At 34.0% G+C, this 13,777-nt stretch carries 11 protein-coding genes; 4 read left to right on the top strand and 7 right to left on the bottom strand.

Annotation, left to right across the window (positions count from 1 at the left end; all coding sequences use genetic code 11):
• Positions 1–223: 223 nt before the first annotated feature.
• Positions 224–1,162, top strand: coding sequence for a hormogonium polysaccharide biosynthesis glycosyltransferase HpsE (hpsE, locus tag VB713_RS19940; protein WP_323313247.1), 939 nt, complete (start codon positions 224–226; stop codon positions 1,160–1,162).
• A gap of 50 nt (positions 1,163–1,212) precedes the next feature.
• Here hpsE and VB713_RS19935 read toward each other — a convergent pair whose 3' ends face one another.
• The 4 genes from VB713_RS19935 to VB713_RS19920 form a co-directional block, all read right to left on the bottom strand.
• Positions 1,213–1,968, bottom strand: coding sequence for a class I SAM-dependent methyltransferase (locus VB713_RS19935; RefSeq protein ID WP_323313246.1), 756 nt, complete (start codon positions 1,966–1,968; stop codon positions 1,213–1,215).
• Positions 1,969–2,034: 66 nt separating this feature from the next.
• Positions 2,035–3,222 (bottom strand): hypothetical protein, encoded by a 1,188-nt coding sequence (locus VB713_RS19930; RefSeq protein ID WP_323313245.1) that lies wholly within the window; start codon positions 3,220–3,222, stop codon positions 2,035–2,037.
• Positions 3,215–4,318, bottom strand: coding sequence for a polysaccharide pyruvyl transferase family protein (locus VB713_RS19925; protein ID WP_323313244.1), 1,104 nt, complete (start codon positions 4,316–4,318; stop codon positions 3,215–3,217). The genes VB713_RS19930 and VB713_RS19925 overlap by 8 nt, the downstream gene beginning before the upstream one ends.
• A gap of 80 nt (positions 4,319–4,398) precedes the next feature.
• Positions 4,399–5,589 carry a hypothetical protein gene (locus tag VB713_RS19920; RefSeq protein WP_323313243.1) on the bottom strand — a complete coding sequence of 397 codons (1,191 nt, stop codon included), beginning with the start codon at positions 5,587–5,589 and terminating at the stop codon, positions 4,399–4,401.
• A gap of 654 nt (positions 5,590–6,243) precedes the next feature.
• Between VB713_RS19920 and VB713_RS19915 the strand changes: the two genes are divergently transcribed.
• Complete coding sequence (locus tag VB713_RS19915; protein ID WP_323313242.1) at positions 6,244–7,296, top strand: glycosyltransferase family 1 protein; 1,053 nt, start codon at positions 6,244–6,246, stop codon at positions 7,294–7,296.
• A 66-nt stretch (positions 7,297–7,362) separates the two neighbouring features.
• Here the strand turns inward: VB713_RS19915 and VB713_RS19910 are convergent, their stop codons facing one another.
• Positions 7,363–8,136, bottom strand: a complete 774-nt coding sequence (locus tag VB713_RS19910) for an ABC transporter permease (protein WP_323313241.1) — start codon at positions 8,134–8,136, stop codon at positions 7,363–7,365.
• A gap of 528 nt (positions 8,137–8,664) precedes the next feature.
• Here VB713_RS19910 and VB713_RS19905 point away from each other — a divergent pair.
• Positions 8,665–10,602, top strand: coding sequence for an FAD-dependent oxidoreductase (locus VB713_RS19905; RefSeq protein ID WP_323313240.1), 1,938 nt, complete (start codon positions 8,665–8,667; stop codon positions 10,600–10,602).
• Positions 10,603–10,742: 140 nt separating this feature from the next.
• The gene (locus VB713_RS19900; protein WP_323313239.1) at positions 10,743–11,288 is read left to right on the top strand and encodes a DUF5673 domain-containing protein; all 546 of its coding nucleotides are present in this window, start codon (positions 10,743–10,745) and stop codon (positions 11,286–11,288) included.
• A 3-nt stretch (positions 11,289–11,291) separates the two neighbouring features.
• Here the strand turns inward: VB713_RS19900 and VB713_RS19895 are convergent, their stop codons facing one another.
• Together VB713_RS19895 and VB713_RS19890 are read right to left on the bottom strand one after the other, a co-directional pair.
• A complete protein-coding gene (locus VB713_RS19895; RefSeq protein ID WP_323313238.1) occupies positions 11,292–11,633 on the bottom strand; it encodes a multidrug efflux SMR transporter in 342 nt (113 codons plus the stop codon).
• Positions 11,634–11,941: 308 nt separating this feature from the next.
• A complete protein-coding gene (locus tag VB713_RS19890; RefSeq protein ID WP_323313237.1) occupies positions 11,942–13,339 on the bottom strand; it encodes an ATP-binding protein in 1,398 nt (465 codons plus the stop codon).
• Positions 13,340–13,777 lie beyond the last annotated feature (438 nt).

Here is a 13,777-nt window from a genome sequence, read left to right as displayed (position 1 = left end):
TGACTCCTTCTTTCTCCTGACTAGGTATATAGATTGCCAAATAGGATTTTATGCGATATGACTAAGGATAATTACGTATGAAGCTGAATTTTTTAATCAAGATACTATGCTAAATAGGATTTTGTGTGATATGAATAAGGATAATTACGTATGAGCCTGAATTTTCTAATCACTAGCGCATTCAGAGCAGATTAATTCACAAAATTAACACCACCAAGGGCTTATGGTTGATTTTACAGTGGCTATCTGTACCTATAACGGAGAAAACCGCATATTAGATGTTCTAGAGAAATTGCGATCGCAAGTTGGGACAGAGGAGATTTCCTGGGAAATTCTGATTATTGACAATAATAGCACTGATAATACTGCCAAAGTAGTACAAAAGCATCTATCTAATTGGAGTGAAATTTATCCTCTTAAATATTGCTTTGAAGCTAAACAAGGACTTGCTTTTGCTCGCATATGCGCTATCCGAGAAGCGAAAAGTGATTTAATCGGATTTCTGGATGATGATAATTTACCCTATCCTAACTGGGTAACAGAGGCCTATAAATTTGGTCAAACTCATGCAAATGCTGGTGCTTATGGGGGACAAATTCATGGCAAATTTGATGTTGAACCCCCTCCGGGATTTGAAAGAATAGCTCGCTTTTTTGCAATCATAGAAGGCAAAAAAACTTATTGCTATAACGAAAAATATCAGTCAACTAAAAAAAGAATGTTTCCTCCAGGAGCAGGAATAGTCATTCGTAATCAAGCTTGGTTAGAAAGTATTCCTGAACATCCTTTATTGCCACAAACAAATGAAGATTTAGAAATGTTAAATTATATTTGGCAAAAAAAGTGGCAACTATGGTTTAATGCTGAAATGGAATTAGATCATTTGATTCCTAAATCAAGGTTTGAGAAGGAATATTTAAGAAGATTTTTTCGTCAAAATGGAATATGTCGATATTATTATAGAATGTTGAATTATCAACCTTGGCAACAACCTATAATTAGTCTTATATATATGGTTAATGATTTCCGAAAAGCCATTTATTTTTATATTAAAAACAGAAACACTTTAAAAACAGATGTTGTTGCTATTGGAGAAATGGAACTACTTATAAATCTTGCTCTTAGTCCTTTTTATCATTGGCAACAATTAGCTAAAAAATAAAAAACATATAGGCAATCAACATGAACATTTTTGTATAAATAAAAATTATATTAACCTCTTATTTTCCTAGCTTTTAAGAAAAACAATTCCCATGGCAAACAATATTGATTATCTACTACTTTATAACCTAAATACTTTTGTATTCCTGCTAATATTTGTCTATCATTAGCATCGTTAATATAAAATAATAATTTGCAAAAGCGAACCATATCTTCTAGAGAATCAAATTTCCAGTTAAACCCAATCTGTGCAGCGGATAAAACTTGAAAACTAAGAGACTCTAAGTCAGCTTTAGTAGTTTTATTTAAAAAATCTCCTTTATGTCCCATCGGATTATATTTGTCAACAAAGATATTTAAAAAATCAGCTACACCTGTTCCTGTAAAAACATCAGCAATACAGAGTATACCTTTGTATTTGAGTAAACGCAATGACTCTTGATAAAAAGCTTTTTTGTTACTTACATGGTGCAAAGCTGCCAAGCTAATTACTCTATCAATACTTGTCGATGCTAAAGGTATTTCACTCATACTATTGCAAATAATGGTTTCATGAATACCTTTATCTTCATAAAATCTGAGAAACTCGGTTGAAGTTTCTACAGAAATTATTTTGGTTTCATATTGAACAAAATGATTTAAATAGCCACCACCTGCTGGAATATCGCAAATTATATTTCCCTGGGAGATATCAGCTATGTTAAGTACATGATAAAATTCCTCTTCTCTAGCAGATGGAAAATCTACCATCGCTTGATGATAATATATAGCTCTTTGGTTAAATATATCTTTGTAATCTTCAAACATTACTTAAAAGCCTTTGTTATTTGTAATTTGATACAATTTTGAGATAATTTATATTATGTGAATAAATTATTTTTTAGCTATTAGTGTTCTGAGTTGAATTAATCTCTTTTTGATAGTAGGAGATAAATTATTTTTTAATGTATTTTCTATTTTACTACGCTTGATACATATTTCTGTTGCATTTACCCAGGATTCAGAAATACCAGCTTTTTTTGCAGCTTTTAGAGTAATTCTTAGCGAATTAAGTGGTCCCCCTGACGGTAACTTCAGGTTTAATATCTGATTATCTGTAACATCTTGTTCAAAACAAGATGGTAAATCTATCCCTAAAATCCGAAAATTAAGAATAGTCCGAATACACTTTTCACAACGACAACAGTTACGATCTTTTTGAGAACCTTGCCAACAAACTCTCAAATTTTGTAAAGCTTCTGGCCAATTAGAAATTTCTCTGATTTTTGCAAACCGACCAAAAGCTGCACCATCATGAATAGATTGAAACGTATAACTTGATAGTAAATTATCTGTTATTGGATTAGAACCACAGGGAAAATGAAGTTCGTTATAAGGATATGCACTGGGAATTAAACCTGCTTGAAAGCCACGCTGTAATAATAACAGACAAGAGGCAACTGCGGTCGCGTATGTTTCTTCCCAATTAACTTTGATAACTTGGCGGAAATTAGTAGCTAAGGGAATCAATTCTACACCTAGACTGGATAGCATAATCTTGGATCTTTGGGCAGCACTGTCAAATATTTCTTTCTGGTTTAAGGGAATATCAAAACCATGCACCATTAAACCTGCTGTTAAATTACGTTGCCATCTTCCACAACTGCCTGTACGATGACGGAACATTGTAAAACAACTGTCAACTCCACCAGAAAATGCCGCAATTACTTTGTCTGACGATTGATTATTAATTTGTTCTTTTTCAACGTCTGCAATAATGTTAATTAAGCTGTAATTATTGGGCAGCCAAGAATTCCAAGCTGCTTGAAATTCTGTCAAATTTTGCAGCAAAGATGGAGAAACTTCCCCATGTACAATTAAATTAGTTGACTGGTTCATTGCCATTAAAACAGTTGCTAAAACGAAAGGATCACAACTATTGGTAACTAATTCTCTATATTCAGAAGGAAGACTATACCAAAGACGAGTGCGAGTTTGTTGATGATCTTCAATAGTAATGCTGATAGTAATTGAGCCTTCAGATTCTGTAATTTCTTCCTGCCACAGATGGGTTTTAGACATTTAACTTACCTGATTTACTTATCTCTAATAGTTCTTGTACCGCCGATTCAATTTGGGTAGTGTTTTTAACAAATCTACAAAATGGAATATCTTTTGTCCATGCTTCATAGAAAGATTCATTCTTGTAATAAGCATTAGGTAAAAAAACATGAGGAATGCCTAAAAGGATACAAAGAATATGTCCATGCAACCGATTTGTAATCACTAGTTGATGTTGCTGAAATTGATAAATTCCACTAGACATAAAATTCCATAACAGCTTATGTATAAAAGGGTTATACATCTGGTTGAATTTATCAGCATTAGAGTAAGAAGATTGCCATTTTTGTCGATATATCCACTCCAATGGAGTCATTAAACCCCTTTGCCAAACTTCCCTAAACATTTGTGTTGCAAAACGTTTTACCATTTGAGAACGAAGTCCTAATACCCATGGAAAGGAAACCCAATCTTCAACCACTAAATTAGGAATTTTAACATTATTTACCGAAAATTCCTGATTTAATTCTTTGTCTTTTCTACAAAGAAAGAGAATTGATGATTTTGATTTGCAATTGGTAGATACACCTGGTAAATTCAGTAATTGAAAAGCCATATCCGGGGATTTAATTACTCGGCATTTATGAAAAGATTCTTGTGCAATTTGATAGCTACGATCATCACGGACAAATATAGTTAAATTAGGATGAGAATTAAAGATATTTGCTGTTTTTTGGAGATTATTTGGCTTGGAAAAGAAAACACTTTGTGGAAGAATAATAACTGGGCGATCTTGATACTTAGCAATAATCTGCTCTCGAAACTGCTGATCAACACGCCAAATATCTCCTAAATTGCCTCCTCCTTGAAGGAATATGGGAGCTTTACCAATTTTTTCTTCCATTACTGTCGGAGAAAAATCTGCAATGCTGGAGGCGTATTTAATTTTTGTTTTTAGTACATCAGTCAGGTACATTACAGTCCCTAACCAGATCAAATGATCTCCCAAATTTAGATAATCTGGATAGTTCAGTAATGCACATGATTCAAAACTATCCAATTGCCCCAAAGCTTTGTGTAGTTCTTCTTTAATTAACTGTGGTGTGGTATTTTTCATAGCTTAAACAGGTGTTTTTAGTCAACTAAATAGATTAAAAAAAGAATTCAAATATCTATCAACTTTCCTTATATATGTAATTAACTAAATACTCTGAATAAATTACGAATTTTGGCATAGATAGGATAAATTACATCGTTTTGTAAAAAATAACAGTATAAGTCAAATATACGATCTTTTCGACTTTGTTGATGAGCAAAGCTTAGATGTTCCTTATAGCGGAATTTTGTCAAATTTCTAGCTTTCCATATCTGTTGACTTTTTAAAGAATGGGGAAATGTAGCATACATAGGTAGAACATCCAATATATCTAGAGAAAGCATGGTATTAATACATTTTATACAATTACCGCAATTTTCAATCTGCCCTGTATTTTCATCATATTTAGCCTTCTGCAAACAGACACGCAATCTTGAATAGGTTTCATTCCACTGGGAAATAGTGGCTATTTTTTCTGTACGCGAAGCATTTGCTCCATCATGGATCAACTGCAAAGTTTCTGTGCTTAGTAGGTGATCTAGAATAGGGTGCGCCCCCATAGGAATTAAGGTTTCATAGGCATAACTATGAGAGGCTGGTATGTAAAAACGGGAAAATAAATTGCCCAACACCAGGGTAGAAGCTGTAATTGGCGCACCAAATGTAAGGTGAAGATCGGAGGAATTTATGGACGCTAGTCTAAATTTCTGTAGGTTAGTGCGTGACCTTAGCAGAGTTATTCCTAGCTTCTGCATCATTGGCTCGTAAATATCATATAATTGGCGAAAAGCACCTGTATCATCTAAATCTATATCCTTGTCAAAACCATTAATCATCAAACAATGGGTTATTCTGTATTTCTCTAGTTCTTCATGATCTGGCAGATGCTTCCACAAGGTATAAAAGGAATCCACTCCACCGGAAAATGCAGATCCTGCCCCATACTCAGAATCGCATGAACTTGATTCTTGAAGGCGATCGTATTGGATGTCTACAATCTTGAATTTTTTAGGCCACCAAGCATTGAGAATTTGCTGATATTCACGCAGTCCGTAGGCAAGACGGGGTGATGTTATCCCTTCAACTATAACCTTTTCTCCTAATGCCATAGCTGAAGGCAGTAGACCTACTATAAAGCCATCAGAACGATCAGTGACATAATTTCGATAGTGCGAAGGAAATTTAAACCACAAAGTGTCGGGAGCTTGATTTCTTTGATTGTCTAACGCTACTCTAGCTGAGACAGAGATTTCCTGATTTTCCTCAGTGATTGTAGGTTGAGATATTATCATTGACTGATATATGGTAGTATTGTTACTTATATATAGTAAATCAAAATGAGCCAAGCTCATATCTGGCAAGAATAAACCTTGTATAAGAGGATGTTTAAAAATTTTCCTTATGTAGTATTTGATACCCGTATTCCCTCTTTTTAAGAGGGATTTAGGGCGCAAACGATTTTTGATACATCACCAAAGACTTTTTAAACATCCTTTAAGAGTGTTCCAAATAATAAATGCTCCAAAACCAGAGATTGCTTCATTCCGCTTTGTCCCATTCGCAATGACAATTGGGCATTTTTTTACTCGGAATATTCTAATTAATTTGGGTGCGGCTCTTTTGAAAAGACAACTTTAATCCTGGCATAAAGCCCATAGTTTATACAGGGTAGGAATTTTAAGTTTTAGGAATTCCAAAAATGGTTCGCTCAGGTCTCAAAATCAAGATTACATCTTTTTTGTAGTATTGTGTTACACGGTGAAAAGAGGTTTTTTGTTTGATTTTTATGCGATCGCACCCTTATTATTTTTAGGTTAGAAACCAACAATGTAGAGATAGTTGGGTTAGATCCGTGTAATACGAATGTAATATCTTTTCTTCCTAAAAGAGCCGCACCCAATTAATTTTGCCGATATACTTATTATTAAATATACATTTAATCAACTATGCAACTATTTCACCCAGGACTGAGAGAGCTTTTACTAATAAATCACCACCTATCTAATCATAAAATCGGCTTTGTTACCATAGAAAGACCGATTCCTGAATGGTTTAAAAAATTCACTCAAGCAATTCCTAGTTATTCAGTGGGATTACAATTACGGCGTGAATATCGCCATTTTTCAATGGGATTACAAGCTTTATCTCTTCAAGATGTTGATAGTATTTATGTAATGGAAATTTATAATCAACATCTTTTAGCTCTGTTACCTATGTTGGTGTCAACAGGAAAAAAAGTATTTTTAGGTATTCATGGTAATCAATTATTTGCTCAAGAAAATAAAATAAAATATTGGGGATTTATTTATTTTAAAAAATTTCTAGAATTTAATCCTAAATTCAAAGTAGTTCTTTTAGAATTAGATGACGATTATATCAGCGATAAGTTTAAATTTACCGCATCTTCTAAAATTGTTATTCCCCATCCTATAATCAGTGAAACTACTCCGAAATTAACACCAGGAAAAAGATTGAAACAAGATGAGAAAATTAAAATTGGTATTATAGGAATTATTCGTGAAGATAAGCCTATTAATAAGATTTTGGAAAAAGTCAGATATTATGTATTGCAACATTCCCAGCAACTAGAATTAGTTATTGGTACACCTATTAATCAAAAACCTAAATATCTAGAAAATTGCTCAGATATTACTTTTATTGATACCACGAAAGACCAAGATTATTTGCAAGCATTACAACAATTAGATATTTTAGTTACTGATTTTGATCAAGATCGTTATTATTATCGAGCTAGTGGGGTGATAAGTGACGCAGGATCTTGTGGGTGTTATATTATCGCACCAAATTATCCTGTGATAAAGCATCAAATTACCTGGCCAGTTTCTATAGGTTCATCCTATTCTAGTTTAGATGATTTAGACCAAGTAATTGAGGCGGCAATTATTCATGTTCGAGAAAAAGGTCAGGATAATCATTGGATTTGGCGAGAAAAAAGAAATGCAGAATATATCGCCCAATTACTCTTCCCCAATCTATAGTTTTTCTGAAAAATACAGATAGATCCCAATTTTTCAAAGAAATCAGGGAACTGCTTAATAACTTATTTAAAGTCTTCTTTCTACCATCAACATCCGTCGATAAGATAACCATCCACAACCTAACATAATCATTGCAAACACAAGTAAAAACCAAAAATGTGATGTAATATCACCAATTTTATATCCATTGGCTGAAACTCCTAATAGAGCTTCATTCATGTGATATATTGGATTATATTTGGCAATGTTTAAGAGAGTTTGGGGAAATAAGGAAGTTGGTAAAAATGCCCCGCCTAAAATTAATAAAGGTACTCCAAAAGCAGCTACTAAAGCATTAACATCTTCAATTCGTCGGGCTAATTGTGTACCCAAAATAAACCCTAAGCCAACATAAGCAATGATACTTAATAAAATGATGATAATTCCTAATAAAATGGAACCTTTAAATGTCGCACCCCAAAAAGCGGCTATGGTATAAACTAATAGCGTTTGTCCGATACCAATGCAACTATGAGCAAGAAAAATTCCTAAAAAGTAAGATGTGCCACTTAATGGAGAAATAAACAAGCGTTTTAGGGTTTGCTGTTCTCGTTCTGCAACTACAGTAGCTACACTCCCACCCAAACAGCTAAAAAACAGTGCTGCGCCTACTAAAGTTGAAGGTGCAGCATTTTCAAAAGCTACAGCCATTGTGAGTTTTGCCCGTTCTGCCAAAATAAATCCGTTGAGAATTAAGATGGAAATTGGGAAAATACTCCAAAAAATTAAGCTGCGTCTACGGCGCAAAAGTTCAATTAATATGCGCTGAGTAACAGCTATAGTTTCACTCCAATATTTCATTGTGATTAGTTGATTTATGGTGAGTTAAGCAATTATTTAAATTCATCAAAATTATCCAGGACTTACGTGATTGGCATATTAGTAGGGTGCATCAGAGCTATAAATTGGTTATTATCAACAGATTTTCGATATCTGATGCATCTTATAAGATATATTAAATGTGACACTTGTGTAAATTCTATTATCTTTAACTGCTGGTTAAGTTTGCATTGATATATGGTAAGTTGCCTCAACTGGAATTCTATAATGCGCCAAGTATCTTACACACTCAGTAGCCAATTTTTAGTAAATGTATTACACTGTCAAGTAATATTGTGATTCATGACTGTAAATCTTGCAGCTTGATTTGCTGTCAGATCACAAAACTTGTTTTGATGAGTGCGTAATATGATCAATTTATCCAATTAACTCTTGACAATTTTTGAATTTCTGTCAAAATATATCCCTTGAGGCTAACTACAAAAGTCTGCCCATTTATATCTTTGATATTACTCCATTGTGCATCGTGAAAAGTTGATTACATAACCAATGAGCCAGATATTTAACTTACCAGAATCATCTCCTATTTCTCGGCGGACACTGCTGAAGTTATTTGGTGTAGGTACTATTGTCGGAGCAACAGGATACTCACGTTTTAGTAAGCCAAAACCGTCTATTTTTCAGCCAGATACTCTCAACTTACCCAAGAGTTTAAATACTAATAAAAGCGTCGTGGTAATTGGAGGTGGGTTAGCAGGTTTAGCTTGTGCTTATGAATTGGTTCAGAGGGGATTTGCAGTTACACTTTTAGAAAAGTCTCCCCAACTGGGAGGGAAAATTGCTAGTTGGCAGATAAAAGCTGCTGGTGAAACTTTCATGATGGAACATGGGTTTCATGGCTTTTTTCCTCAGTATTATAACTTAAATAATGTTGTATCTGAACTGGGAGTTAAGGATAATTTTCAGTCGTTAAACTATTATTCGGTTGTTTACCGAGGTTCCCAATATCAACCAGAAGTTTTTCGCCCTAGTAGCTCTGCTTTTCCTTGGAATATTATAGATTTAGCGATCGCATCTCCCAATCGCTTAAAATGGGGTATCAACCTCACTAAAATTAAGCATTTACAAGTCTTTCAGGCGATTACAGGTTTCCAGCGAGAAAAAAATTATCGGCGTTTTGATCATATTTCCGTGGCTGATTGGGTAAAAACAGAATTTCCCCAAGGTTTATATGATTTATATTTTTTACCTTTTGCCAAATCTAGTTTAAATGCACCTGATACCATGAGTGTAGGAGAACTGATGCAGTTCTTCCATTTTTACTTTTTTGGAAATCCTGAAGGACTGGCTTTTAATGGAACAAAAGACGATATGGGGACAAGTTTAGTCCAACCTATCGCTCAAGCAATTCAGCAGCAAGGGAAAATTATCACAGGTGCGACTGTGAGTGAAATAGTTGCTAATAACAATCAGATTGCAGAAATTAAATATTATGTGGGTAACAATAATAATAATGTGCCTTTTTGGGTAAAGCGCAACTCTATTGTCAGTGATAGTAAAATAGAATATTTTGGTGCGGCTGATCAAGTATTCGCTCACTTAAATGGTAGTCAGGAAGCTATTTCTCTCACTTGCACCCATCAAGGTTGTACTGTGCAAATAGCAGCAGATGGTCAATTCCATTGTCCTTGTCATGGTGCGGTATTTACATCTGAAGGTAAGGTAGTTAAAGGCCCTGCTCAAAGAGATTTATCTAAGTTTCAAGTTGTAGAAAAACAGGATGATAATTTGCAATTGTTAGCAGTTAATCAAGAGTCATCATCACCAGAGATAATTACCGCAGATTATTATGTTTTAGCTACTGATGTACCGGGAGTACAACAACTATTTAAACGCATGACTGGGGATGTAGATCAAAAAGTGCGATCGCAAATTGAAAAGCTGAGTATAGCTGATCCCTTTGCTGTGTGCCGTTTCTGGTTTGATCAGGACTTTGAATGGGAACATAGTAACTTTACTTCTTTATCTGGCTACCAGCTAACTGACAGCATTACCCTTTATCACCGCATTCAAAAACAATTCATTGATTGGTCACAACGCACTGGTGGTAGTGTGGTAGAATTACACGCTTATTGTTACAAAGAAAAAGAGTTTCCTAACCAAGAAGCTTTATTAAATACTTTTGAACAAGAACTTTATGATATTGTTCCTGAGTTAAAACAAGCAAAGGTGCTACATCAGGAATTAGTCAATCAACATAACTTCTCTGGATATCCACCCAATAGTTATGCAGAACGTCCAGAAAGTAGCACAAATATGACTAACTTATTATTCGCTGGTGATTGGGTAAAAATGCCTTTTCCCTGTGGTTTAATGGAACGGGCTGTTAGTAGTGGTTTGCTGGCTGCGAATGAAATTTTACATCGTGAAGGTTTGCAACGTCGGCCGCTTTTAACAGTAAATCCAGAAGGATTATTACAAATTTAATCAATAACTGCTTCCATTATGGGAGAAGTATAATATAGCGATTATCGGTTGAGTGAGGTACAAAAATCTCAACCCCAGAGGTCTATGATGTACCTCATGTGCTGAGGAAACGCTATAAAATAGAATTTGGTTAATAGGCAATGATAGAAAACGAAGCCACACTAATCACAGATGCAGTATCAATTCAATATCAATATATTGCTAACCTGCTATTTGTACTGTTAATCTTTATCTTGCTGTGCGTGATTTTAAATTTTTTAATTAGTCGTAAACAGATAGGTCATTTATTAATCAAACTTCCTCTGCGTGGACAAGGGATGATTATATTTTTATATAGCAATTTCATATTCATAACATTATATCCTATTCTTAATAAAATACAGCTATTTATGTATCCTTTAGAAAGTATAACAAGGATACTTTTTGTTAGCTATTTCTTATTAAGACTATTTATGAATAATCCACCCTCAATCAGAGAAAAAGGGATTTTGACTGCTGGAGGTTTTGCTAAGTGGGAAAAGATTAGGTATTATAAATGGACTGTGAATCCAATGAAACCGGATGACTATATTTTGATTATTAGCACTAGTATGTTTTTTGGGGATATATGGCGTTTAACGATTAATACTTCACAAAAAGAGAGTATAGATACTATTTTAAAACAGTATCTATTTTTAGAAAAATGAGTGTTAATTATTAGTATTCTGAAAGTATTCACCTAAATTTAAACCAATCACACCAACAATTATTAAAAATATAGACATAGCTTTTACGAGTGTGAAAGACTCACGAAACCAGACAATACCGATACTAGTAATTAAGATAGTACCAAATCCAGACCAAATGGCATAAACAATACTAACTTCAATTTTTCTGAGAGAAAGTGTCAAAAAAGTTAAACAAAGTCCATAGGATACAAATATTAAGATGGAAGGAACTATTTTAGTGAATTCTTCGGACAATTTCATGCAAGTTGTGCCGCAGACTTCAAAAATAATTGCTATCATGAGGTAAAACCAACTGCTTAACATAGTTATTATAGATTGTTATTTTGCAGAGTTAGGGTTATTTAATTATCTCTATAAAACTCAAAAATTGCTATAAGCATAAAATCTAATGTCATTATTTTAATATATTTATGCCAGTTATTTGGTTATTTATAAATACTATTTAAGTATTCAGTTCTTTTTATCCGACTACTTACTTGAAAATAACTAACTAATGCCATAAAGTTTTCATTAAGAGACTTCCAAATAAAAAAATATCCCAAAATTTCTGGCGGTGCTGGCATCTTGCCTGCTAATAATACAAGATTAGATCATCTTTTTTGTGGAGTTCTCTAAGACAATTTTTTGTCTAAAAAAATGGGAATTTTAATGATGAATTCTGAGCCTTTTCCTGGATTAGAGACAAAATAAAGTTGACCACCATGTTTTTCTACTACAATTTGATGGCTGATAGATAATCCTAATCCAGTTCCTTTACCTACGGGTTTAGTGGTAAAGAATGGATCAAATAAACGTTTTTGTATACCCTCCGGTATTCCCAGACCGTTATCAGCGATGCTAATCATTATTTGGTTATCATTCGTTACTTCGCTATGAATCAAAATTTTGATATCTTTTTGAGTATTTTCAGTTATTTTATCACTGCTATTTGAAAGTTTATATCTTTCAGATAAAGCATCAATAGCATTAGATATTATATTCATAAATACCTGATTCATTTGCCCTGCATAGCACTCGATTAAAGGAAGTTTGCCATACTCTTTAATTACTGAAATTTCTGGACGGTCAGGTTTAGCTTTTATATTATGTTGGAGAATTGTTAATGTATTTTCAATACCTTCATGAATATCAACAGATTTAATTTCTGCTTGATCTAAGCGAGAAAAATTACGTAAAGATAAAACAATTTCATTAATTCTGGTAGCACCAACTTTCATAGAAGATAATAATTTAGGCAAATCTTCCATAATAAATTCTATTTCAATACCCTGCTTTTTTGCTTGTGATACTACATCGGAGTAAGGCTGTTCCTGTTGATAGCATTGCAGTATATTGATCAATTCTTGTACATATTCACTGGCATAGTTGAGATTGCCATAGATAAAATTCATGGGGTTATTAATTTCGTGGGCTATACCTGCTACCATTTGTCCCAAAGCAATCATTTTTTCATTTTGTAGTAATCGAGTATAGTTGTGTTGAAGGTCACGAAATCCTGCGTGTGCTGCTCTGGCGCGTTCTTTTTCTTTTTGCAGTCTAGTTAGTGTAAGCGCCTGGATGTGGGAAGAGGCTAACAGTAACTGATGGAAATCAAGTACTCCATACTGACAAGATTGATCTGTGACTAAAATTGGTTCATAGACGTTTTTAGATGAGCGTTCTAATGATATCTGAGTCGCTTCCATAATCAGCACATCTTCTGGTAAGACAGATATCTCTGGCTTCAGAAAATTATATAGATATTCAATCGGACGACCAGCAAATAGTCCTAAACCATAGGGATGACTCATTTGCTCAAAAAACAGCCGTCGCGAAATCATACCTACACATTGCTGATTTTTAGTCAAGATAATTCCAGGGAGTAAAGGCTCTTGTTCAAAAAGTTTAGCTAATGCATTTCCTGGATAATTTAGCTCAATTTGAACAGTCCAAACTGGTAATTCTTGCAAGGTTGAATCTAGTTTTAGGTTCAATTCATCAGCATTTCTCATGGTATGCATAGCCAGCATTTTTACCATCCTTTGATGTAATATTGACCAATAATTTCTTGATGGTAGAAGCCCCCGGATTTATACATGAAATCTAAAATTGTCTGATGGTTACTAAAATCTGCATTATTACTCTTGTTAGCATTCCCAAAACAGACTTGTAAATCTTCTGATTACGCAAAATTATAATTTCAAGTTTTTTGGCGGAATGTGTGATTTTGCTTCATCAAATCAAGTAATTCTTAGTTAAGATGCCTTATGTCTACGTTATGCTGTGCAAAGATGAGACGCTACGCGTAGACTTTGGCGATCGCTCAGTCGAAGGCTGAATTCACCATAGGAAAGGCGATCGCACTCTCAAGATTGCAGACAATAATAGGGTTTGAGAAATATATATTAGGAATAATTTAGTCTTGGCTGAAAGAACGAATCACATCCTAGCACCCAGCCTTTAAGTAA

The organism is Anabaena cylindrica UHCC 0172 (genome assembly GCF_034931625.1).
Lineage (GTDB): Bacteria > Cyanobacteriota > Cyanobacteriia > Cyanobacteriales > Nostocaceae > Anabaena > Anabaena cylindrica_A.
The sequence above is the reverse complement of the archived record's forward strand: the minus strand, read 5'-3'. Positions and strand labels throughout refer to the sequence as shown.

Coding starts and splice junctions, on each gene's coding strand:
- hpsE (WP_323313247.1), top strand. CDS start 224: ATGGTTGATTTTACAGTGGCTATCTGTACCTATAACGGAGAAAACCGC.
- VB713_RS19935 (WP_323313246.1), bottom strand. CDS start 1,968: ATGTTTGAAGATTACAAAGATATATTTAACCAAAGAGCTATATATTAT.
- VB713_RS19930 (WP_323313245.1), bottom strand. CDS start 3,222: ATGTCTAAAACCCATCTGTGGCAGGAAGAAATTACAGAATCTGAAGGC.
- VB713_RS19925 (WP_323313244.1), bottom strand. CDS start 4,318: ATGAAAAATACCACACCACAGTTAATTAAAGAAGAACTACACAAAGCT.
- VB713_RS19920 (WP_323313243.1), bottom strand. CDS start 5,589: ATGATAATATCTCAACCTACAATCACTGAGGAAAATCAGGAAATCTCT.
- VB713_RS19915 (WP_323313242.1), top strand. CDS start 6,244: ATGCAACTATTTCACCCAGGACTGAGAGAGCTTTTACTAATAAATCAC.
- VB713_RS19910 (WP_323313241.1), bottom strand. CDS start 8,136: ATGAAATATTGGAGTGAAACTATAGCTGTTACTCAGCGCATATTAATT.
- VB713_RS19905 (WP_323313240.1), top strand. CDS start 8,665: ATGAGCCAGATATTTAACTTACCAGAATCATCTCCTATTTCTCGGCGG.
- VB713_RS19900 (WP_323313239.1), top strand. CDS start 10,743: ATGATAGAAAACGAAGCCACACTAATCACAGATGCAGTATCAATTCAA.
- VB713_RS19895 (WP_323313238.1), bottom strand. CDS start 11,633: ATGTTAAGCAGTTGGTTTTACCTCATGATAGCAATTATTTTTGAAGTC.
- VB713_RS19890 (WP_323313237.1), bottom strand. CDS start 13,339: ATGCTGGCTATGCATACCATGAGAAATGCTGATGAATTGAACCTAAAA.